21 protein-coding genes are annotated in these 22,089 nt (G+C 73.3%); 11 read left to right on the plus strand and 10 right to left on the minus strand.

Annotated features, from left to right (window positions below; genetic code table 11):
- The first annotated feature begins 12 nt into the window (after positions 1–12).
- Complete coding sequence (locus tag C1708_RS14640) at positions 13–885, plus strand: DUF3109 family protein (protein ID WP_106413093.1); 873 nt, start codon at positions 13–15, stop codon at positions 883–885.
- Between the two features lie 59 nt (positions 886–944).
- On the opposite strand, the gene C1708_RS14645 is transcribed toward C1708_RS14640, so the two are convergent.
- Entirely contained in the window at positions 945–2,759 is a 1,815-nt protein-coding gene (locus C1708_RS14645) for a BACON domain-containing protein (protein ID WP_106413094.1), read from the minus strand.
- A 319-nt stretch (positions 2,760–3,078) separates the two neighbouring features.
- On the opposite strand from C1708_RS14645, the gene radA reads away from it, so the two are divergent.
- Positions 3,079–4,491, plus strand: a complete 1,413-nt coding sequence (radA, locus tag C1708_RS14650; protein ID WP_106413095.1) for a DNA repair protein RadA — start codon at positions 3,079–3,081, stop codon at positions 4,489–4,491.
- A gap of 69 nt (positions 4,492–4,560) precedes the next feature.
- A complete protein-coding gene (disA, locus tag C1708_RS14655; protein ID WP_106413096.1) occupies positions 4,561–5,685 on the plus strand; it encodes a DNA integrity scanning diadenylate cyclase DisA in 1,125 nt (374 codons plus the stop codon).
- An 80-nt stretch (positions 5,686–5,765) separates the two neighbouring features.
- On the opposite strand, the gene C1708_RS14660 is transcribed toward disA, so the two are convergent.
- The gene (locus C1708_RS14660) at positions 5,766–6,653 is read right to left on the minus strand and encodes a hypothetical protein (protein WP_106413097.1); all 888 of its coding nucleotides are present in this window, start codon (positions 6,651–6,653) and stop codon (positions 5,766–5,768) included.
- A 174-nt stretch (positions 6,654–6,827) separates the two neighbouring features.
- Here C1708_RS14660 and C1708_RS14665 point away from each other — a divergent pair, with 174 nt between their 5' ends.
- Positions 6,828–7,472 (plus strand): phosphatase PAP2 family protein, encoded by a 645-nt coding sequence (locus C1708_RS14665; protein ID WP_198602500.1) that lies wholly within the window; start codon positions 6,828–6,830, stop codon positions 7,470–7,472.
- Here C1708_RS14665 and C1708_RS14670 read toward each other — a convergent pair.
- On the minus strand, positions 7,414–8,160 hold the full coding sequence (locus tag C1708_RS14670; RefSeq protein WP_241911255.1) for a response regulator transcription factor: 747 nt from the start codon (positions 8,158–8,160) through the stop codon (positions 7,414–7,416). The two genes, C1708_RS14665 and C1708_RS14670, sit on opposite strands and share 59 nt — an antisense overlap.
- A complete protein-coding gene (locus tag C1708_RS14675; RefSeq protein WP_106413099.1) occupies positions 8,157–9,713 on the minus strand; it encodes a sensor histidine kinase in 1,557 nt (518 codons plus the stop codon). Before C1708_RS14675 ends, C1708_RS14670 begins: the two co-directional genes overlap by 4 nt.
- Positions 9,714–9,844: 131 nt before the next feature.
- Between C1708_RS14675 and C1708_RS14680 the strand changes: the two genes are divergently transcribed.
- The 5 genes from C1708_RS14680 (at position 9,845) to cseC (ending at position 14,460) form a co-directional block, all read left to right on the plus strand.
- Positions 9,845–10,780, plus strand: coding sequence for an iron-sulfur binding domain-containing protein (locus C1708_RS14680; RefSeq protein ID WP_106413100.1), 936 nt, complete (start codon positions 9,845–9,847; stop codon positions 10,778–10,780).
- A 292-nt stretch (positions 10,781–11,072) separates the two neighbouring features.
- Complete coding sequence (locus tag C1708_RS14685) at positions 11,073–11,612, plus strand: SigE family RNA polymerase sigma factor (protein WP_106413101.1); 540 nt, start codon at positions 11,073–11,075, stop codon at positions 11,610–11,612.
- On the plus strand, positions 11,600–12,250 hold the full coding sequence (locus tag C1708_RS14690; RefSeq protein ID WP_198602501.1) for a hypothetical protein: 651 nt from the start codon (positions 11,600–11,602) through the stop codon (positions 12,248–12,250). Before C1708_RS14685 ends, C1708_RS14690 begins: the two co-directional genes overlap by 13 nt.
- A gap of 159 nt (positions 12,251–12,409) precedes the next feature.
- Positions 12,410–13,108 (plus strand): two-component system response regulator CseB, encoded by a 699-nt coding sequence (gene cseB / locus C1708_RS14695; protein ID WP_106413102.1) that lies wholly within the window; start codon positions 12,410–12,412, stop codon positions 13,106–13,108.
- 8 nt (positions 13,109–13,116) lie between these two features.
- Entirely contained in the window at positions 13,117–14,460 is a 1,344-nt protein-coding gene (cseC, locus tag C1708_RS14700; RefSeq protein WP_106413103.1) for a two-component system sensor histidine kinase CseC, read from the plus strand.
- A 232-nt stretch (positions 14,461–14,692) separates the two neighbouring features.
- Here cseC and C1708_RS14705 read toward each other — a convergent pair whose 3' ends face one another.
- Complete coding sequence (locus C1708_RS14705; RefSeq protein WP_106413104.1) at positions 14,693–15,430, minus strand: M23 family metallopeptidase; 738 nt, start codon at positions 15,428–15,430, stop codon at positions 14,693–14,695.
- Positions 15,431–15,871: 441 nt separating this feature from the next.
- Between C1708_RS14705 and C1708_RS14710 the strand changes: the two genes are divergently transcribed.
- A complete protein-coding gene (locus C1708_RS14710) occupies positions 15,872–16,528 on the plus strand; it encodes an HAD family acid phosphatase (RefSeq protein WP_106413105.1) in 657 nt (218 codons plus the stop codon).
- Between the two features lie 75 nt (positions 16,529–16,603).
- Here the strand turns inward: C1708_RS14710 and C1708_RS14715 are convergent, their stop codons facing one another.
- A complete protein-coding gene (locus C1708_RS14715; protein ID WP_106413106.1) occupies positions 16,604–19,129 on the minus strand; it encodes an ATP-dependent Clp protease ATP-binding subunit in 2,526 nt (841 codons plus the stop codon).
- A gap of 431 nt (positions 19,130–19,560) precedes the next feature.
- Between C1708_RS14715 and C1708_RS14725 the strand changes: the two genes are divergently transcribed.
- Entirely contained in the window at positions 19,561–20,271 is a 711-nt protein-coding gene (locus C1708_RS14725) for an SCO3374 family protein (RefSeq protein ID WP_106413107.1), read from the plus strand.
- Here the strand turns inward: C1708_RS14725 and C1708_RS14730 are convergent.
- The 4 genes from C1708_RS14730 to C1708_RS14745 all read right to left on the minus strand — a co-directional run bounded on the left by C1708_RS14730 (position 20,250) and on the right by C1708_RS14745 (position 22,082).
- The gene (locus C1708_RS14730) at positions 20,250–20,585 is read right to left on the minus strand and encodes a histone-like nucleoid-structuring protein Lsr2 (RefSeq protein ID WP_106413108.1); all 336 of its coding nucleotides are present in this window, start codon (positions 20,583–20,585) and stop codon (positions 20,250–20,252) included. The two genes, C1708_RS14725 and C1708_RS14730, sit on opposite strands and share 22 nt — an antisense overlap.
- 226 nt (positions 20,586–20,811) lie before the next feature.
- Positions 20,812–21,345: an amino-acid N-acetyltransferase gene (locus C1708_RS14735; RefSeq protein ID WP_106413109.1), complete on the minus strand. Its 534-nt coding sequence runs from the start codon at positions 21,343–21,345 to the stop codon at positions 20,812–20,814.
- A 9-nt stretch (positions 21,346–21,354) separates the two neighbouring features.
- The gene (locus tag C1708_RS14740; RefSeq protein WP_106413110.1) at positions 21,355–21,786 is read right to left on the minus strand and encodes a BlaI/MecI/CopY family transcriptional regulator; all 432 of its coding nucleotides are present in this window, start codon (positions 21,784–21,786) and stop codon (positions 21,355–21,357) included.
- A gap of 125 nt (positions 21,787–21,911) precedes the next feature.
- Positions 21,912–22,082 carry a hypothetical protein gene (locus C1708_RS14745; protein ID WP_106413111.1) on the minus strand — a complete coding sequence of 57 codons (171 nt, stop codon included), beginning with the start codon at positions 22,080–22,082 and terminating at the stop codon, positions 21,912–21,914.
- Positions 22,083–22,089: the final 7 nt, after the last annotated feature.

The raw sequence follows: 22,089 nt of genomic DNA on the forward strand, positions 1-22,089 counted from the left end.
TACCCTGGACAGGTGCCAAAGACGAAAAAGGCGAAGGACGAGAAGACGGACAAAAAGGCCAGGAAGGAAAAGCGGGCCGGACTGGCCGGCGATCCTTCGCGGGTGCCGGCCCCGCAGGCGCCGCGGCCGGCGCCTGCCGACGACGAGCAGGGTCTCGACTTCGCCCGTGCTTGGGTGGAATTTCCCGATCCGGCGGACGACGAGCAGGTCTTCCGCTGCGATCTGACATGGCTCACCTCTCGGTGGAACTGCATCTTCGGCAGCGGCTGCCAGGGCATCCAGGCGGGCCGCGCGGACGACGGGTGCTGCAGCCTGGGTGCCCACTTCTCGGACGAGGACGACGAGAAGCGCGTCGCCGGGCATGTGGCAAGGCTCACACCGGACATCTGGCAGCACCACGCGGAGGGCACCCGCAACGGGTGGATCTCCGAGGACGAGGACGGCGAGCGGCAGACGCGCCCGTTCCAGGGCTCGTGCATCTTCCAGAACCGTCCGGGTTTCCCGGGCGGCATGGGCTGCTCGCTGCACATCCTCGCCCTCAAGGAGGGCCGCGAGCCGCTGGAGACCAAGCCGGACGTCTGCTGGCAGCTGCCGATCCGGCGTACCTACGACTGGATCGACCGGCCCGACGACACGCGGGTGCTGCAGGTGTCGATCGGTGAGTACGACCGGCGGGGCTGGGGTCCGGGCGGCCACGACCTGCACTGGTGGTGCACCTCGGCCACCTCGGCGCACGGCGCGGGCGAGCCGGTGTACGTCTCCTACCGCGCGGAGCTGACCGAGCTGATGGGCAAGGCGGGGTACGACCGGCTGGTCGAGCTGTGCGAGCAGCGGCTGGCGTCGCAGCTGCCGTTGGTGGCGCCGCATCCGGCGGACCCCGCCTGACGGGTCGCTCCCGAGGACCTGGGCGCCCGTCCCCGCCGGGGGCGGGCGCCGCTTCGTGTCTAGGACGTGCCCGGGTCCGGGGTGCCCGTGCCGGCGGGGGCGGAGTCGCTCGGGTCCGCGGGCTCGGGGTCGGAGGGAGAAGGGCCGGAGGGGGAGGGGCCGGAGGGGGAGGGGCCGGAAGGGGGCGGGTCGCTCGGGGCCGGGTCGGCCGGCGAGGGATCCGGGTCCGGAGCCGAGGAGGACGGCGGGTCCGCCGGGGTGGGGTCCGAGGGCGTCGGCGACGGGGGCGTGGGGTCCGGGTGCGAGGGCGACGGGGGCGGGACGCCCGGGGTGCCCGGGGTGGAGGGGGAGCCGCTGACCGGGGTGGACCGGACGGGTCCGTACCCCTCGATGGACACCAGCGAGCCCGCCGGGGAGACCGCCACCGTGGCCCGCCAGTGGCCGGACGGCTCGCGCAGCTGGTCGACGTGGACCCGGATCGTCACCGACTCGCCGGGGGCGAGCGTGCCCGACGAACGGCTCAGGTAGAGCCAGGGGGCCCCGGTGGACGCGGACCAGCGGACCGGTTCCGCGCCCCGCGCGGTCAGGGTGATCAAGGTGGTGTCGCCGCGGTGGGCGGCCGTCACGCCCAGCACGGCGGTGCCCTTGTCCCCGGCGCCCGCGACCTCGACGACCTCCACCGACACGTCCGGCGATCCGTCCGCGTCGAAGCGGGCGCCGGGGCGGGGCTCGGCGTTGCCGGCGTTCTCGTAGCCCGCGCCGCCCTCGCCGCCGTCGAGGCCGACGGCGCCGTCCTCGCGCGCGGCGGCCGGGCCGCCGTCCGCGCCCTCGCCGACCGGGGTGGCCCGGTAGGCGGCCCACAGCGCGAGCACGGGCGCGGCGACGACCGTGGCGACCACGGTCGTGGTGACGGCACGCACGCGCAGGCGGTCCCGGCGGGCGACCCGGTCCTTGGGGTCCATCGGGAAGCCGCGCCGGTCGAAGCGGGGCGCGGCGCCACGCGCGCGTGGGTGGTGGGCGAGGGCGGTGTGCAGGGCGGCGGTGGGCACGGGCACGAGCGGCAGGGCGTCCGGCGTGACGCCGGTGCCGGGCCACCGGCCCGGGACGGCCCGCTCGGCGGTACGGCGGCAGCGCGGGCAGTCGTCGACGTGCCGGACCAGTTCGCGGCGCAGGGTCGTGCCGAGCACCATCCCCTGGTCGCCGGTGAGGTGCGCCACACCGGGGCAGGCGCCGGTCTCCACGACGGCGAGGGCCGCGCGGGTGCGCTCCACCTCGCAGGCCGCGGTGACGAGCAGTTCGCGCGCCGCGGCCGGGGCCATGCCGAGGACGGCGGCGACCTCGTGGGCGGCGAGACGGTGGCGGACGGCGAGTTCGAGCGCCTCGCGCTGCTCCGGGCCGGTGCCGGCGGCCTCCGGCCAGGCCAGGGCGGCCAGTTCGCGGCGGCGCCGCTCCTGCTCCCCGGCGGGGGCGGCCGGGGCGGGGGCGCTCCCCGCGGAGGCGCGCCGCCCGCCGGAGCGGCCGCCGGCGTGGGAGGCCTGACGTTTCTGCCTGGCCTCGGCCAGCTTGCGCAGGCACGCCCAGCGGGCGAGGGCGTACAGCCATGCGCGGAGGCTGCCGAGTTCGTCCGGGACGTGCCGGTCGCGGCGCTCCGCGAGGTGGAGCGCGTCGGCCAGGGCGGCGGTCGCCGCGTCGTGGTCGCACAGGACGGACAGGCAGTAGGTGAACAGGCCGTCCAGGTGCGGCTCGTAGCGGGCGGCCGGCCGCCGGGCCAGCGTGCGCGCGGCCGCCCGGTCGCGCGCTTCCCGGTGCGTCCGGTGGGTTCCGGTCGTACGGGTGGACGTACGGGTCGAGGTGTCCGGGCCGCTGCTCGTCATTCGGCGACCGTAGGGGGCGGGGGGCGGCGCCTTCCGGCGCCGTGCGCACTTTTAATCCGTAAGGGTGAAACGATCCCTCAATCCGGGGACGGGGGCCTTTCCCGGCCCGTGAGCGGCCACGACGCCCGCGTCCGGCCGCACCCGGGAGGCGGCCGCCGCGGTACCGCCCGGCGGGGCGCCGGCGGGGCCGCCGGGGGCGGTGAGACAGCCGAAGCGGTGTGACGCACGGCTCGGCGCGGCGGCGCGCGGGCGGGCTGCGCGTGCCGTGGCCGGGCAGGGGCCGGCCCGCGTTGTCAGAGGGGGCGGTTACCTTTTGGGCATGGCTGCCCGTACCAAGACCTCCAAGGACCGTCCGTCCTACCGCTGCACCGAGTGCGGATGGCAGACGGCCAAGTGGCTCGGCCGTTGTCCCGAGTGCCAGGCCTGGGGGACGGTCGAGGAGTACGGTGCGGCGCCCGCCGTCCGGACGACCGCGCCGGGGCGGGTCACCACGTCCGCGCTGCCCATCGGGCAGGTCGACGGACGGCAGGCCACCGCCCGCTCCACGGGTGTGCCGGAGCTGGACCGGGTGCTCGGCGGCGGTCTCGTCCCCGGCGCCGTGGTGCTGGTCGCGGGCGAGCCGGGCGTCGGCAAGTCCACGCTGCTGCTGGACGTCGCCGCCAAGTCCGCGAGCGACGAGCACCGCACGCTGTACGTCACGGGTGAGGAGTCGGCGAGCCAGGTCCGGCTGCGGGCCGACCGCATCCATGCCATCGACGACCATCTCTACCTCGCCGCCGAGACGGATCTCGCCGCCGTCCTCGGCCACTTGGACGCGGTGAAGCCGTCGCTGCTGATCCTCGACTCGGTGCAGACGGTGGCGTCCCCGGAGATCGACGGCGCCCCCGGCGGCATGGCCCAGGTCCGCGAGGTGGCCGGGGCGCTGATCCGCGCGTCCAAGGAACGCGGCATGTCCACACTCCTGGTGGGCCACGTCACCAAGGACGGCGCCATCGCCGGCCCGCGCCTGCTGGAGCACCTGGTCGACGTCGTGCTGCACTTCGAGGGCGACCGGCACGCCCGCCTGCGCCTGGTCCGCGGGGTGAAGAACCGCTACGGCACGACGGACGAGGTCGGCTGCTTCGAACTGCACGACGAGGGCATCACGGGCCTTGCGGACCCGAGCGGACTTTTCCTGACCCGTCGTGACGAACCGGTCCCCGGCACCTGCCTGACCGTCACCCTGGAGGGCCGCCGCCCCCTGGTCGCCGAGGTGCAGGCGCTCACCGTGGACTCGCAGATCCCCTCCCCCCGCCGCACCACCTCCGGCCTGGAGACCTCCCGCGTCTCGATGATGCTGGCGGTGCTGGAACAGCGCGGCCGGATCAGCGCCTTGGGCAAAAGGGACATCTACTCCGCGACCGTCGGCGGCGTGAAGCTCTCCGAGCCGGCCGCGGACCTGGCCGTCGCGCTCGCCCTGGCGTCCGCCGCGAGCGACACCCCGCTGCCGAAGAACCTCGTGGCGATCGGCGAAGTGGGCCTCGCGGGCGAGGTGAGACGGGTCACGGGCGTGCAGCGCAGGCTCGCCGAGGCGCACCGCCTGGGCTTCACGCACGCCCTGGTGCCGGGCGACCCGGGCAGGGTCCCGGCGGGCATGAAGGTCGTGGAAGTGGCGAACATAGGGGACGCGCTGCGGGTCCTTCCCCGCTCCCGTCGCCGAGAGGCCCCACGGGAGCCGGAGGACCGCCGGTAGACTTTGCCCAGGTCTCGCCCGTCCGTACGAAGCGCGGGGGCGCCCAGAACCTGCGACCGGAGGAGTGCAGTGGCAGCCAACGACCGGGCAGCAGCTCCCGGAAAGTCCGGTGGGAGTGCCGGTTCCGATGGCCTGATGCGCGCCTCGCTGAGCGCTGTGGCACCCGGTACCGCCCTGCGTGACGGCTTGGAGCGCGTGCTCCGCGGCAACACGGGCGGGCTCATCGTGCTCGGCTCGGACAAGACCGTCGAGGCGCTGTGCAGCGGCGGTTTCGTGCTGGACGTGGAGTTCACCGCGACCCGGCTGCGCGAGCTGTGCAAGCTGGACGGCGGCATCGTGCTCTCGTCCGACCTGTCCAAGATCCTGCGGGCCGGTGTCCAGCTGGTGCCGGACCCGACGATCCCCACCGAGGAGACCGGCACCCGGCACCGGACCGCCGACCGCGTGAGCAAGCAGGTCGGCTTCCCGGTCGTCTCCGTCTCCCAGTCGATGCGGCTGATCGCCCTCTACGTGGACGGGCAGCGCCGCGTCCTGGAGGACTCGGCGGCGATCCTGTCCCGCGCCAACCAGGCGCTCGCCACCCTGGAGCGCTACAAGCTCCGCCTCGACGAGGTCGCGGGCACGCTGTCCGCGCTGGAGATCGAGGACCTGGTGACGGTCCGGGACGTCTCGGCGGTCGCGCAGCGGCTGGAGATGGTGCGCCGCATCGCCACCGAAATCGCCGAATACGTGGTCGAACTGGGCACCGACGGGCGTCTTCTCGCCCTCCAGCTCGACGAGTTGATCGCGGGCGTGGAGCCGGAGCGCGAACTGGTCGTGCGGGACTACGTCCCCGCGCCGACCGCGAAGCGTTCCCGCACCGTCGACGAGGCGCTGCACGAGCTGGACGCGCTCACCCACGCCGAGCTGCTGGAGCTGTCGACGGTGGCGCGGGCACTCGGCTACACCGGTTCCCCGGAGACCCTGGACTCGGCGGTGTCGCCGCGCGGCTTCCGCCTGCTGGCGAAGGTGCCGCGGCTGCCCGGCGCGATCATCGACCGCCTGGTGGAGCACTTCGGCGGACTGCAGAAGCTGCTCGCGGCGAGCGTGGACGACCTCCAGACGGTGGACGGCGTGGGCGAGGCCCGCGCCCGCAGCGTCCGCGAGGGCCTGTCCCGCCTGGCGGAGAGCAGCATCCTCGAACGCTACGTCTGACCGGAGCGCCCCTGAGGGGCGCGGGGAACCGCGCGCCCGGCCCTCACCGGCCGTCAGGCCGGGGCGGCCTTCGAGAACCCCTAGTCGGCCTTCAGCACGAACGACGTCCGCACCTTCTCGAAGCCGGGCGCCTTCGCCTCGACCAGATACGTGCCCGGCTTCGCCGACCCGCCCTTCGGCGTCGCGCACTCCGCCGCGCTCGGCTTGCGGTCCCACTTCACGGTGTACGTGATGCCGTCCCCGGCCGGCACCCGGAACGCCAGGCTGCGCGCGCCCCTCGGGCAGTGGTCCGACGCCCAGAACGTGTCGTCGTCCGTGGCCTGGGAGACGGTCAACACCGTCCGCTCCGGGCCGAGGTCGATCTTGCAGTCGGCGCCCGACGTGTTCCGCGCGGTGAGCAGGAACGTGGGCGTGTCCGCCGGCCCGTACGTGTTGCGCTCGCTGCGCAGGCTGAACCGGACGGCGTCCGCGGTGCAGTTGGGCAGCCCGGACCCGGATCCGGCCGGCAGCGCGTCACCCGCGCCGACCCCCGCGGACGTACCGCCCTCGGAGCCGCCGCCCGCGCTGCCGCCCGCGCCGCTGCCCGATCCGCCCGATCCGCCCGCGCCGCCGGCGCCCGCGGAGTCCGCGGGGTCGCCGTCGCCTCCCGCGCCGTCGGAACCGGAGGACGAATCTCCGGAGTCGTCGGAACCGCCGCCGGACCCCTCCGACCCGCCGTCACCCGTCTCGTCACGCCCGCCCGGCGCCTGGCTGATCGCGGGGCCCGAGCCGGACGGTCCCGGAGTGATGGAGGGCGCGGGATTCTTGCCGTTGGCACCGTTGTCGGAGCCGTTGCCGTTCCCGCCGGCGGAGACCACGACCCAGGTGACCAACAACGCCAACAGGGCGAGTACGGACAGCAGTACGGCCCTCCGTCGCCAGTAGATGGAGGAGGGAAGCGGCCCGACCGGATTGCGCAGAGATCCCACGGCGCAAACTGTACGAGAGATACGAGCGTTCGCTTGTCCCACCCGCCGTTCAGCACGCAACTTTTCCGGATCATCATTCCGGTAACCGGCCGCACACCCCTGTCTTTCGTCAGGCGGGGCACCTGACGATCGCTGGGTGTGACCGTTCCGCCCGTTCGCCTACGTTCGGTGACCATGGACCATGTGGACAGCGGGCTGTACCGCGACATCACCGACCACGCGCACGACGCCCCGGCGTGGCTGCGGCACACGGCCGAGATCGGGACGGAGGCCGGACTCCTCGTGTTCGTCGCACTGTTCGCCGTCGGCTGGTGGAAGGCACGGCGCTCCGACACCCGCGCGTTCGCGATCGCGGTCCTCGCACCCCTGGCCACGGCTGTGGCGTACGTCTGCAGCGAAGTGCTCAAGTCCGTGGTGACGGAGGAGCGTCCGTGCCGCGCGGTGACCGGAGCCGCCCCCTCCCTGGCTCAGTGCCCGCCGTACGGCGACTGGTCGTTCCCGAGCAACCACGCCACCATCGCCGGCGCCTCGGCCGCCACGCTGGTCCTGGTGCGCCGCGCCCTCGTCCGGCTGACGGCTCCGCTGGCTCTTCTCGCCGCGTTCTCACGGGTGTTCGTGGGCGTGCACTACCCGCACGACGTGGTCGCCGGTCTGCTGCTGGGCGTCGCCGTCTCCCTGGCCGTCGTCGCCCTGGCCACGCGGCCCGCCGTTCGGCTCACGGGGGCGGCGCGCGGTTCGGCGTCACCGGTCGCGCGGTGGATCACCGGTCCCGGTCCGCGGTCCGACGCCTCCTCGTACGCCACGCACCGGCGCCGCTGAACGCCGTCGCCCCGCCGGACGCCTGCCTGTCCACCAGCCCCGCCTCGTACGCGACGATCGCCGCCTGTACGCGATTGCGCACGCCGAGCCGGTCCAGGACCGCGCTGACGTACGCCTTCACCGTGCCCTCGACGAGATGCAGCCGGGCGGCGATCTCCGGGTTGGACAGCCCGGCGCCGACCAGGCCGAGCACCTCCCGTTCGCGCGGACTGAGCACCTCCGCCCGCGCCCGCGCCTCCGCCTCACGGGCGAGCCGCCCGCCACCGTCGGACCCGCCGAGCCCTTCGATCACGTACCGGGCCACCGTGGGCGACAGGAAGGCCGCGCCGCGCGCCACCGCCCGTACGCCCGCGAGGAGTTCGTACGGGTCGCCGGACTTCAGCAGGAACCCGGTGGCACCACCGGCCAACGCCCTTGCCACGTAAGCGCGTTCGGAAAAGGTGGTGAGCACGGCGACGGCCGTGCCGGGGACTGTGCGGACGACCTCCTCGGCCGCCGCGAGCCCGTCCAGCCGGGGCATGCGGACATCGAGCAGGGCCACGTCGGGACGGTGCGCGCGGGCCAGTTCGACGGCCTCGCGCCCGTCGCCCGCCTCGGCGACGACCTCCGCCTCGCCGCCGCTGTCCAGGATGGCCCGCACCCCGGCCCGCACCATCGCCTCGTCGTCGGCCAGCAGGACTCTGATCATTCGGTCAACTCCTTCCGCACAGAGCCTTGTCGACCGCCCGCGCGCGGGACGACGTCCTTGGCGACCAGGCGGCCGGCGTCGTCGAAGCAGAGCCGGTAGTGGTCGACGGAGACGAACAGCTCGCCGCTCGCGCGGTAATAGCGGCAGTCGGCGTCCTCGGGCGGGGCGGGAGCGCGTTCGGCCGGCGGGTCCTGGATCTGCCGGCCGGGCAGGTCGAGGGCGGTGAGCGGCGTGCCCGGGCGGAGTGCGGCGTAGGCGGCGGGTTCCAGCACCGCGTGCGTCTCGGTGTACGCGTACCAGCCGGCCGCCGCCGCGACCAGGGCGACGCCCGCGCCCGCGGCGACGCCCAGCGCGGTGGCCACACGGCGGCGGGCGCGGGTGAAGGGCGCGGAGGGGGCACGTGGCGGCGCGACGGTCCCGTCCGCCCGCGCCGGGACGCGGGCCCGCACCCGGTACCCGCCGCCGTGCGGGCCCGCCTCGAAGGTCCCGCCGACCGCCGTGACGGCCGCGCGCAGCCCGCGCAGTCCCGTGCCGCCGCCGGAGGGCGCCGGACTCCGTTCCGTGGCGGGTCCGTTGGTGACGGTGACGGTCGCTCCGGGGCCGCCGGTCAGCTCCACGACCACGGGCGCGCCCGGTGCGTGACGTGCCGCGTTGGTCAGCGCCTCCCGCGTCACCCGGTACAGCAGCCGCTCGGCCATCCCGCCCGGCTCCACGGGCCGCCCGTCGGTCTCGCAGCGCACCGGCAGCCCGGAGTCGGCGGCGCGGGCGACGAGCTGTCCGACGGTCTCCCCGGCCGGGGCGAGCGGCAGCGGCTCGTCGTCGTCCTCCCGCAGCACGCCGATGATGCGGTGCAGCCGGTCCGTGGCGTCCGCGGCCGCCGCACGCAGGTCGGCCGCCGCCGCCCGGTGCCGCTCCGGCAGGTCGGGCGCGACCTGGAGGACGCCCGCCCGCAGCGCGAGCAGGCTCAGCTCGTGCCCGAGGGAGTCGTGCATGTCCTGCGCGATCCTCGCCCGCTCGCGCAGCCGCGCCCGCTCCTCGGCGAGCCGCCGCTCCTCCTCCAGCCGGGCCGCCCGCAGCCAGCCCGCGGCGGTCAGCTCGCGGCTCTGCCGCCAGTAGCGCCCGCCCAGCCAGGGCAGGACGCACCCGAAGAGCAGGGTGCCGGTCATCACCAGCCACGGCGGGACCGGGTCGCCCCCGCCGAGCCCGATCCGCACGGCGCCGGCGACGCCCACGGCGGCGAAGCACCGGGCGGCGGGGGCGGTGCGTTCCGCCCGCAGCCCGAGCAGCAGCGCGAACACGGCGAGCGCGGGCCCGTAGGAGAGGCTGAACAGCGCGGGGGCGTCGGCCAGGCACAGGACGGCCGTCAGGGCGAACGCGGCGAGGGGACGGCGGGCGAGGGCGGTGGCGGCGGCGAGCACGCCCGCCCCGGCCGCCTGCTGCCAGAGGGGGCGCGGCTCGTTCAGCCCGAGCCGGTCGGCGCCCAGCGCCGGCAGCACGAGCCCCGCCCAGAGCAGGCAGCGGCCGCCGGCCGCGGCGGTACGGGCATGGTCCATGCGCCCGACGCTACAAGCGGCCGCCGGGCGTCCGCCCCTGCCGATCGTCAGGTCCCGTGTCACCCTCCGGGAGCGCTTCGACCGTGGCGCTCGGTCGTCCACGGGGCCCGGCGTGGCAGGATCGACGGGTCATGACTGCTCCCACGAAGCCCCCGTACGGCACCGCCGCCGATTCCGCGTCCGAGCGTGCTCCCGGTGAGCCGCTGCACTCCCCCGTCATCGACTGGTTCGACGAGCACGCCCGGGACCTTCCGTGGCGGCGCCCGGAGGCCGGCGCGTGGGGGGTGATGGTCAGTGAGTTCATGCTGCAGCAGACCCCGGTCAACCGGGTGCTGCCCGTCTACGAGCAGTGGATGGCGCGGTGGCCGCGCCCCGCCGACCTCGCCGCCGAGGCGCCCGGTGAGGCCGTCCGCGCCTGGGGCCGGCTCGGCTACCCGCGCCGCGCCCTGCGGCTGCACGGAGCCGCCGTGGCCATAACGGAACGGCACGGCGGCGACGTCCCGTCCGACCACGCCCAGCTGCTGGCGCTGCCCGGCATCGGCGAGTACACCGCCGCCGCCGTGGCGTCCTTCGCCTACGGGCAGCGGCACGCGGTGCTGGACACCAACGTCCGCCGGGTGTTCGCCCGCGCGGTCAGCGGCACGCAGTACCCGCCGAACGCCACCACCGCCGCCGAGCGGCGGCTGGCCCGCGCGCTGCTGCCGGAGGACGCGGCCACGGCCGCCCGGTGGGCCGCCGCCTCCATGGAGCTGGGCGCGCTGGTGTGCACGGCGAAGAACGAGGCTTGCCACCGCTGCCCGATCGCCGCGCAGTGCGCCTGGCGGCTCGCCGGCAAGCCCGCGCACGAGGGTCCGCCGCGCCGCGGGCAGACGTACGCGGGCACCGACCGGCAGGTCCGCGGGCGGCTGCTGGCCGTGCTGCGGGAGGCGCACGGACCGGTGCCGCAGGCGGCGCTCGACCGGGTGTGGCACGAGCCGGTGCAGCGGGCCCGCGCGCTGGACGGACTGGTGTCCGACGGCCTGGTGGAGCCGATGCCGGGCGGCCTGTACCGGCTGCCGCAGGCCTGAACCCGGGCCGTTCCCCGTCACACGGTTCACGCCCGTCACACCCCCGTGACGGGCGTACCGTCCCATGACCGCGCCGGACGGCCGGCCGCTGCGTGCCGTTCATCCCGTTCGTCCCTCCGTTACACAACCGACGGACACCTGAGGGCTGCCCGCAGGGTGCTCCGGACAGTGCCGTGACAACGCCTCCGTACCGTCGATCACGTGCTCGACCGGAGCACGGCGAGACGGATGACGAGCGGTACGGCCGGCCCTTCACGGGCGGGCCGGAACGGGGACCGGAAGGCGGTACACCATGGCGCAGGGCGAGGTGCTCGAGTTCGAGGAGTACGTCCGCACCCGACAGGACGCGCTGCTGCGCAGCGCCCGGCGCCTGGTCCCGGACCCCGTCGAGGCGCAGGACCTGCTGCAGACCGCGCTGGTGCGCACGTACGGCCGCTGGGAGACCATCGAGGACAAGCGGCTGGCCGACGCCTACCTGCGCCGCGTCATGATCAACACGCGGACGGAGTGGTGGCGGGCGCGCAAGCTGGAGGAGGTGCCCACGGAGCAGCTCCCCGAGTCCCGCGTGGAGGACGCCACCGAGCAGCACGCGGACCGCGCCCTGCTGATGGACGTCCTGAAGGTCCTCGCCCCGAAGCAGCGCAGCGTCGTGGTGCTGCGACACTGGGAGCAGATGTCCACGGACGAGACGGCCGCCGCGCTCGGCATGTCGGCCGGAACGGTCAAGAGCACGCTGCACCGGGCGCTGGCCCGGCTCCGCGAGGAGCTGGAGTCCCGCGAGCTGGACGCACGCGCGCTGGAGCGTGAGGAGCGGGAGCGTTGCGCGGCCTGACCGGCCCTGGGCCCGGAGGGGTCCGGTCCACCGCCCGGACGGCGAGCACGGCGACGGCCGTGCTCGCCGCCGCCGTGCTGCTCGCGAGCGGATGCGGCGCGAGCGGCACCGGCGCCCGGGACGAGGGCCCGGCGCGCGTGGACGACGGGGCGAGCCCGGCCGCGCCCGCGACCGCGCCCTCGCCGGCCCCCGACCGGGTCGACGCGGTACGCCTGATCAAGCGGGACCCGGCCGTCTCGGCCCAGGTGAAGCGGGAGCTGAAGCCCTGCGTCGCCGACGAGTACCCGGTGGACGTCAGCTACGGCAACCTCACCGGCGAGGCCCGCGACGACGTCGTCGTCAACGTGCTGACCTGCGGTGACGCCGTCGGCATCGGCGCGTACGTCTACCGGCACCAGGACGGCTCCTACGTCAACGTGTTCAGCGCCGAGGAGCCGCCGGTCTACGCCGAGATCGACCGCGGGGACCTGGTGGTGACCAAGCAGGTCTACGACCGCGGCGACCCGGTGTCGAGCCCGTCCGGCGAGGACGTGATCACGTACCGCTGGGTCTCGGGCCGGTTCGGCGAGAAGTACCGCACCCACAACGAGTACGGGCCGGTGGCCGGCGCGGTGCCGACACCGGCCCCCGAAAGCTGAGACACGGCTCACCGCGGGACCGCAGGCGGGCCGCCGGACGATGAGGGGATGAACCCGTCGCGCGGCCGGTGCGTCCCGTGGGGTGGGCCACGGACGAGGGGCCGGGCGGGCACGGGGACGCGCCCGGTCCGGAACCACACGAGAACTGAGAGCAGCGGGATGGCAGACCAGACCCACGTCCTGTTCGTCGAGGACGACGACGTCATCCGCGAGGCCACCCAGCTCACGCTGGAGCGGGACGGCTTCGCGGTCACCGCGATGCCCGACGGGCTGTCGGGTCTCGAGGCGTTCCGCGCCGACCGGCCGGACATCGCGCTCCTCGACGTCATGGTGCCCGGCCTGGACGGCGTCAGCCTGTGCCGGCGGATACGGGACGAGTCGACCGTGCCGGTGATCATGCTGTCGGCGCGGGCCGACGCCATCGACGTCGTGCTGGGCCTGGAGGCGGGCGCCGACGACTACGTGACCAAGCCGTTCGACGGCGCCGTCCTGGTCGCCCGGATCCGCGCGGTGGTGCGCCGCTTCGAGCGGGCGGGCGGCGCCGGAGCGGGGCAGGACGACGGGGACGGCGGGCCCGTCCTGGCCTTCGGCGAGCTGGAGATCGACACCGAGGGCATGGAGGTGCGCAAGGCCGGGCAGCCGGTCGCGCTCACCCCGACCGAGATGCGGCTGCTGCTGGAGTTCTCCGCGGCGCCGGGCACCGTCCTCTCCCGCGACAAGCTGCTGGAGCGGGTGTGGGAGTACGGCTGGGGCGGGGACACCCGGGTGGTCGACGTCCATGTGCAGCGGCTGCGCGGCAAGATCGGCCAGGACCGGATCGAGACGGTCCGGGGCTTCGGCTACAAGCTGAAGGCCTGAGCGGGCTGATGCGCGGGTACATCCGGCGCCTCGTGACGGCGTTCGTGCGGCGGGCCGACCTCGGGGCCGGACTGAGGTGGAAGCTCAGCGCGGCCATCGCGCTGGTCGGCGCGCTGGTGGCGGTCGCGCTCAGCCTGGTCGTGCACAACGCGGCCCGGGTGTCGATGCTGGACAACGCGCGTGACCTGGCCGACGAGCGCATCATGATCGCGCAGCGCAACTACGAGCTGTCCGGACGGCTGAACTTCCCCAACACCAAGATCGACGACCCGCAGCTGCCCCGGGAGCTGCGCGCCAGGGTCGAGGAGGGCCGCCGCGCCACCTACGTGGCCGACCGGGGCGGCGCACCGGACATCTGGGCGGCGGTGCCGCTGAAGAACGGGCACGTGATGTCGCTGCACTCCGGCTTCACCGACCGCAGCTCGGACATCCTGGAGGACCTCGACCAGGCTCTGCTGATCGGCTCCACCGCGACCGTCCTCGGCGGCTCCGCGCTCGGCGTGCTCATCGGCGGGCACCTGTCGCGGCGGCTGCGCAAGGCGGCCGCCGCCGCCAACCGGGTCGCGGGCGGCGAGACGGACGTACGGGTGCGGGAGGCCATCGGCGGGGTGGTGCGGGACGAGACCGACGACCTCGCCAGCGCGGTGGACGCCATGGCGGACGCGCTGAAGCAGCGGCTGGAGGCCGAACGCCGGGTCACCGCCGACATCGCCCACGAGCTGCGCACCCCGGTGACCGGTCTGCTCACCGCGGCGGAACTGCTGCCGCCGGGCCGGCCCACGGAGCTGGTGCAGGACCGGGCCCGGGCGATGCGCACCCTCGTCGAGGACGTCCTGGAGGTCGCCCGGCTGGACAGCGCGTCCGAACGGGCCGAACTGCAGGACATCCTGCTCGGCCAGTTCGTCGCCCGGCGGGTCGCGGCGAAGGACCCGGACGTCGTCGTGCGGGTGGTGCACGAGTCGGAGGTCACCACCGACCCGCGACGCCTGGAGCGGGTGCTGTTCAACCTGCTCGCCAACGCCGCCCGGCACGGCGCCCCGCCCATCGAGGTCACCGTGGAGGGCCGGGTCGTCCGGGTCCGCGACCACGGGCCCGGCTTCCCCGAGGAGCTGCTCGCCGAGGGGCCGAGCCGCTTCCGCACCGGCAGCGCGGACCGGGCGGGCCGGGGTCACGGCCTGGGCCTGACCATCGCGGCCGGCCAGGCCCGGGTCCTGGGCGCCCGGCTGACCTTCCGCAACGTACGCCCGGCGGGGGCCCCGGACGACGCGCCGCCCGAGGGCGCCGCCGCCGTCCTGTGGCTGCCGGAGCACGCCCCGACGAACACGGGGAGCTATCCGGTGCTGAGGCAGTGAGCACGGTCCCGGGGCGGGCGGGCGCCCCGAGGGGGCCGGCCGCCCGGACCGTCCCGGACGTCGGTGCGGGGGCGTCCTCCCGTCGGTCCTCACGCGGGCCCGCGCCCTTCAGCGGGCCCTCCTCGACGAAGGCGGCCCCCGGCGACAGCACGGCGACGGCCGCGCCCAGCGGGAACGTGCCGTGCGTGCCCGGGGGGACGGCGTGCCGGTTGTTCCGTCCGCTCCCCGCGGGTCAGACCGTCACACCCTTGCTGCGCAGGAACTTCGCCGGGTCGACGGCGGAGCCGTAGTTCGGGGTGGTGCGGATCTCGAAGTGCAGGTGGGGACCGCTGGAGTTGCCGGTGTTGCCGGACAGGGCGATCTTCTGGCCGGTCTTGACGACCTGGCCGACCTTCACGTTCACCGAGGACAGGTGGGCGTACTGGGAGTACGTCTGGCCGCCGTGCTTGATCACGACGGCGTTGCCGTACGCGGGGCCGTCGCCGGCGCCGTTGCCGCCGGCCTTCACGACCGTGCCGCCGTGGGCGGCCAGCACCGGGGTGCCGGTCGGGACGGCGTAGTCCTGGCCGGAGTGCTTGGAGGCCCACATGCCGCCGTTCTGCGCGAAGCTCGCGGACAACTTGTAGTTCTCGACCGGGTCGATCCAGGAGGCGGCCTTCTTCTGGGCCGCGGCCTGGGCGGCCTTCTTCGCCCGGGCGGCCTTGGCGGCGGCCGCCTTCTTCGCCTCGGCGGCCTTCTGGGCCTTGGCGGCCTGCGCCTGAACGGCCTTCGCCTGGGCCTCCGCGGCCTTGGACTGGGCCGCCGCCTGCGCCTGCACGGCGCCGGCCGCGCCGGAGGCGGCCGTGGTGTCGACGGCGGCCGCGACCCCGGCTCCCAGGACGACCGAGGTGCCCAGGCCGGCGGCCAGGACGGCCGCGCGGGTACGGGTGGCGGACGTACGGGGGAGACGGGACGTGACGCGCTCGAACATCGAAACCTCATGGGGGGAGGGGGCAGAGGAGAACCACCGGCTCGCGGGGTCCGCGGCGCGGTGGCTCCTCAGTGGTAACCCTTTCGCCCGAAAAGCCGCAAAGATGTGACCTACGACCGAAACTCGTAGATTCCTACTGAGATGCGCGTCTCTTGACAGAGGGCTCGCACGGGGCGGAGGCCCCATTTCAAGCCGTTCACTCTCACTTTCGGCCGGAATGTCCGATGTAGTTTCGGTCGCCCTCTACTATTCCGGGCCGTACCGGACACAGCCCCTGTGCACCATGTCACCGGCGGAGTGAAAACGCGGCCGCAGAAATGTGGCGCAGGCCTCTGGTCGCCTACCGTCCGGTAACCCTACGGTTCACCTCGCGTCACCCTCGCACACGAGCATGCACACGACATGTTGGCAGCGTCACGGACGTGAGAGGACCCCCACGACATGAGAAGCCGACGCCCCTGGCTGCGCCGCGTATCGGTGACCGCCGTCTCCGCGACCGCACTGGTGGCCCTCGCCGCACCGGCCGAGGCCGCACCCGCCGCCGCGCCGCCCACGACGGCCACCGCCGCCCTCCCGGCCACCGCCCCGGCCGCCCTCGCGGCGGCCGTCGACTACGACACCTGGCAGCGCGACTGCCAGGCGGTCATGGACCAGGCCCTGCCCTACGTGAAGCAGCGCATCGCCGACGCCCGGCCCGGCGAGAAGCAGGCGATCGTCCTCGACATCGACAACACCGCCCTGGAGACCGACTTCGGCTTCAGCTTCCCGCAGCCCGCCAACAAGCCGGTCCTGGAGGTCGCCCGCTACGCCGAGGAGCGCGGCGTCGACCTGTTCTTCGTCACCGCCCGCCCCGGCATCATCCACGCGCCCACCGAGTGGAACCTCGACCAGGCCGGCTACGAGTCCTCCGGCCTGTACGTCCGCGGCTTCCTGGACCTCTTCAGGAACGTCGCCGAGTACAAGACGGCCCAGCGCGCCGCCATCGAGCGCAAGGGCTACACGATCATCGCCAACATCGGCAACAACCCCACCGACCTCTCGGGCGGCCACGCCGAGCGCACCTTCAAGCTCCCGGACTACGACGGCCAGCTGTCCTGACCGGCCCCGGGCACAGATGAGGGGCCGGCACCCTCGCGGGTGCCGGCCCCTCTCACAGGCCGTGAGGCAGGGCGCTCACGCGTCCTTGCTCAGGTTCGGGCCGGCGCCGCCGGCCGCCTGCTCGATCGGCGGGACGTCGGGCAGCGCCGACTTCTCCTCGCCGCGGAAGGTGAAGGTCTGGGACTCGCCCTCGCCCTCGGTGTCCACGACCACGATGTGACCGGGACGCAGCTCGCCGAAGAGGATCTTCTCCGACAGCGAGTCCTCGATCTCCCGCTGGATGGTCCGGCGCAGCGGTCGGGCGCCCAGCACGGGGTCGTAGCCCCTCTTGGACAGCAGCTCCTTGGCGGACTGGGAGAGCTCGATGCCCATGTCCCGGTCCTTCAGGCGCTCGTCCACCTTGTCGATCATCAGGTCGACGATCCGCAGGATGTCGCCCTGGGTCAGCTGCGGGAAGACCACCACGTCGTCGACGCGGTTGAGGAACTCGGGCCGGAAGTGCTGCTTGAGCTCGTCCGAGACCTTGTTCTTCATGCGCTCGTAGTTGGTCTTCGTGTCACCCGCGGCGGCGAAGCCCAGGTTGAAGCCCTTGGAGATGTCCCGGGTGCCGAGGTTGGTCGTCATGATGATGACCGTGTTCTTGAAGTCCACGACCCGGCCCTGGGAGTCGGTCAGGCGACCGTCCTCCAGGATCTGCAGCAGCGAGTTGAAGATGTCCGGGTGGGCCTTCTCGACCTCGTCGAAGAGGACGACCGAGAACGGCTTGCGGCGCACCTTCTCCGTCAGCTGGCCGCCCTCCTCGTAGCCCACGTAGCCGGGGGGCGAACCGAAGAGACGCGAGACCGTGTGCTTCTCGCTGAACTCCGACATGTCGAGGGAGATCAGCGCGTCCTCGTCGCCGAAGAGGAACTCCGCGAGCGCCTTGGACAGCTCCGTCTTACCGACACCGGACGGACCGGCGAAGATGAACGAGCCACCCGGACGCTTCGGGTCCTTCAGACCGGCGCGGGTACGGCGGATCGCCTTGGACAGCGCCTTGACGGCGTCGTCCTGGCCGATGACCCGCTTGTGCAGCTCCTCCTCCATGCGGAGCAGGCGGCTGGACTCCTCCTCGGTCAGCTTGAAGACCGGGATGCCGGTGGCGGTCGCGAGGACCTCGGCGATCAGCTCGCCGTCGACCTCGGCGACGACGTCCATGTCGCCGGCCTTCCACTCCTTCTCCCGCTTCGCCTTGGCGGCCAGGAGCTGCTTCTCCTTGTCGCGCAGCGAGGCGGCCTTCTCGAAGTCCTGCGAGTCGATCGCGGACTCCTTGTCGCGGCGGACGCCGGCGATCTTCTCGTCGAACTCGCGCAGGTCCGGCGGCGCGGTCATCCGGCGGATGCGCATCCGGGAGCCGGCCTCGTCGATCAGGTCGATCGCCTTGTCCGGCAGGAAGCGGTCCGAGATGTACCGGTCGGCCAGGGTGGCGGCCTGGACCAGCGCCTCGTCCGTGATGGAGACGCGGTGGTGCGCCTCGTAGCGGTCGCGCAGGCCCTTGAGGATCTCGATCGTGTGCGGCAGGGACGGCTCGGCGACCTGGATGGGCTGGAAGCGGCGCTCGAGGGCCGCGTCCTTCTCCAGGTGCTTGCGGTACTCGTCCAGCGTGGTCGCACCGATGGTCTGGAGCTCGCCGCGGGCCAGCATCGGCTTGAGGATGCTCGCCGCGTCGATCGCGCCCTCGGCGGCGCCCGCGCCGACCAGCGTGTGCAGCTCGTCGATGAACAGGATGATGTCGCCGCGGGTGCGGATCTCCTTGAGCACCTTCTTCAGGCGCTCCTCGAAGTCACCGCGGTAGCGGGAGCCGGCCACCAGGGCGCCGAGGTCCAGGGTGTAGAGGTGCTTGTCCTTGAGCGTCTCGGGCACCTCGCCCTTGACGATGGCCTGGGCGAGGCCCTCGACGACGGCGGTCTTGCCGACGCCGGGCTCACCGATCAGCACCGGGTTGTTCTTGGTACGGCGGGACAGCACCTGCATGACCCGCTCGATCTCCTTCTCGCGCCCGATGACCGGGTCGAGCTTGGACTCGCGGGCGGCCTGGGTGAGGTTCCGGCCGAACTGGTCGAGGACCAGGGACGTGGAAGGCGTGCCCTCCGCAGGACCGCCGGCGGTGGCGGTCTCCTTGCCCTGGTAACCGGAGAGCAGCTGGATCACCTGCTGCCGCACGCGGTTCAGATCAGCGCCCAGCTTGACCAGGACCTGGGCGGCGACGCCCTCGCCCTCACGGATCAGGCCGAGCAGGATGTGCTCCGTGCCGATGTAGTTGTGGCCCAGCTGAAGGGCCTCGCGGAGCGACAGCTCCAGGACCTTCTTGGCACGGGGGGTGAAGGGGATGTGACCCGACGGGGCCTGCTGGCCCTGCCCGATGATCTCCTCCACCTGCTGGCGGACCGCCTCGAGCGAAATCCCGAGGCTCTCAAGGGCCTTGGCGGCGACACCCTCACCCTCGTGGATCAGGCCCAGGAGGATGTGCTCGGTGCCGATGTAGTTGTGGTTGAGCATCCGGGCTTCTTCCTGAGCCAGGACGACAACCCGCCGCGCGCGGTCGGTGAACCTCTCGAACATCGTTAATCGCTCCTCAGAGCGGTCAGGCAGTGGGGGGAACTTCCCCTCCCTGTCCTTCCGCAGCTTAGTCCCGCGAGCGGGGACCGCTCATTCCAACTGCCGACACCGTCGATGGCCTCCTGACCCCGCTCACGCCGACATCTGCTCCAACCCGATGGTGCGAGACGATGTTCCCGCAGGCCAGGCAGTTACCCCCTTCGCCAGTACGCCCGTGGCGAACGGGAGCCGTCCCGCCCTGCGTGTCGCCCCCTCCCACTAGGGATGTCTTACCCGCTGCTACGGACCGTCCATGCCGAGTGCACGGGTTCCCTCCGCTACGGGCGAACAACCTTGCGCTCTCCTGCACCCCCGCACGCCCCCCTGGTCGGCACCGTGCGCACACTTCCGAGCACCCAGCGTAACCACACGGGCCGTCGTCCGTTGCCCCGGGCATGACCGGTCTCCGCTCCGCCGCCCTCCCGGCGCCCCGCCGGCCGGCCGTGCCCGCCCGCGGGGAGAGTGAGGGCCGTCACGGCGACCGGACGCGGCTCTGGTACGAGAACGTACTGGGATGGCCCACGGTGCCCGGCGTCCCGCCGCGGCTGGTGGTGGGCGTGCGCTTCGACGTCCTGGACGTGCCCGCGGAGGCGGGCCGTGCGGCGCTGGAGCGGCTGGGCGGGGCCACGGGGGGCTTCCCGGTCGCCCTCCAGGAGGGCCGGATGCGGCTCCTGGTGGCCGCGGGCGGCGCGGACGAGCTGCCGGGGCTGCTGGAGTGGCTGGAGTGGGGCGGGCTGGGTCTCGGCCTGCGGGCGCTCGGCGAGGGGAGCCTCATGGACGCCCCCGCCGCCCCGTGGGCCGCCGGGACCGGGCCGGACGCGCCGTGCGGGCTCCCGGCCGCCGGGCGCCCCGGCGACGAGGGCCCGGGCAGTTCGCAGGGGGCCGCCGTGTGGCTGCGGCCCCCCGAGCCGGGTCGCGAGGCAGAGAGCTCGCTGCCGGCGCTGTCGGCGATGGGCACGAGGGGCTCGCGAGGGGCCGGTGACGGCCCCCCGGACCTCGTGCGGCTGGTGAACACCGTGGCGACGCAGATCCTCCGCGTACGCCTGCGGCACGCCGGTGCGGGCGCCGCCGCGCGGGGCACGGGTCAGCCGTTGGCCTTCTCGTAGGCCTCGCGGATGGACGCGGGGACGCGGCCGCGGTCGTTGACCTCGTAACCGTTCTCCTTCGCCCAGGCGCGGATGGCCGCGGTGTCCTGGCTGCCGCCGGAGGAGGGACGCGTCTTTCCGCGCCCGCCCGAAGCACGGCCCCCGGTACGGCGGCCGCCCTTCACGTAAGGCTCGAGAAGGCCGCGGAGCTTCTCCGCGTTGGCGGTGGTGAGATCGATCTCGTAGGTCTTGCCGTCCAACGCGAACGTCACGGTCTCGTCCGCCTCGCCGCCGTCGAGGTCGTCGACAAGAAGGACCTGAACCTTCTGTGCCACCGGATTTCCTTTCATCGATAACTTGAGGGCCGGGGTGAGCCGGCGTCCGCCGTATCGCCGCCCCTTGTTATATGCAGTACTGCAGTACCTCGGAAAGCAAACCGCTTTTGCCGTAAAAACACAAACCCCCGGCAGAGGGCAGGGGCCCGCGCACACCCCGGAAACGTGCGCGTTTCGGACATAGGGCACCCGCATAGGGGGCCTGACACAGATCGCGGACCACAGATCACAGATGCAGAAGCATCCGGCTGTTGCCCAAGGTGTTCGGTTTCACGCGTTCGAGGCCGAGGAACTCCGCGACACCCTCGTCATAGGAGCGCAGCAACTCCGCGTACACATCGCGGTCGACGGGCGTCTCACCGATCTCCACGAAGCCGTGCTTGGCGAAGAAGTCCACTTCGAAGGTCAGACAGAAAACGCGTCGAACACCGAGCCAGCGGGCCGTGCGCAGCAACTTCTCCAGCAGGCGGTGTCCCACGCCGGCGCCCTTCAGGCCCGGCTTGACGGCGAGAGTGCGGACTTCCGCGAGGTCTTCCCACATCACGTGCAGGGCGCCACAGCCGACGACCTCCGCGTTGTCGTCCCGTTCCGCCACCCAGAACTCCTGGATGTCCTCGTAAAGCGTCACCATGGCTTTGTCGAGCAGGATGCCCTCGCGGACGTAGACGTCGAGGAGGCGGCGTACGGCCGGCACATCGCCGGTGCGGGCCCGCCGCACGGTGAGGGCATTTGCGGTGACTTCGGGGCTGTCTGCTGACATGGACGGACGCTATCGCCCGCCGGGCTCGTCACGAGAGGCGGGGTTCTCGTCGGGAGAGCCGGCGATGTCGTCGGGGGTTTGCGGGAGCTGGACGATCCGCATGGCGTCCCGGAGAGCCCGCTGCTGTTCCTCGCTCATCATGCCGAAGAACGCGACGAGAGCCGCGGCGGCGTTGTCGCTCTGCGACCACGCCTCGTTCATGAGGGCGGCGGCGTAGGCGGCGCGAGTGGAGACGGCCTCATATCGATAGGCGCGGCCCTCGGACTCCCGTCGCACCCAGCCCTTCTGATGGAGATTGTCCAAAACGGTCATCACCGTGGTGTACGCGATGGACCGCTCCTTCTGGAGATCTTCCAGGACTTCCCGAACGGTCACCGGGCGGTTCCACTTCCAGACCCGCGTCATGACCGCGTCTTCGAGTTCTCCCAAGGGGCGAGGCACATCTCAGAACAATAGTGGGAGAACCCGATGATGGCGTGCCGGACGTGCGCGATCACCAGCGAACCATGACAAAAGGGGCGTACGACGACCTGTCGTACGCCCCTGTGGCGCGTGCCGGGTGACGGTCAGGCGTCGGTCTTGCCGGCCTGGCCGTCCGCCCGGGCGAGGGCCGCGTCGACGGCGGCGTCCTCCTTGTTCTTGTTGGCGCCGCCCTGCGTCTTCACGATGACGCGGATCACTCCGACGAAGAAGACGGCCATGACGGCCGGGGGCAGGAGCGCGGAGACGTAGTCCATGCGTCCA

The organism is Streptomyces sp. DH-12 (assembly GCF_002899455.1).
Lineage (GTDB): Bacteria > Actinomycetota > Actinomycetes > Streptomycetales > Streptomycetaceae > Streptomyces.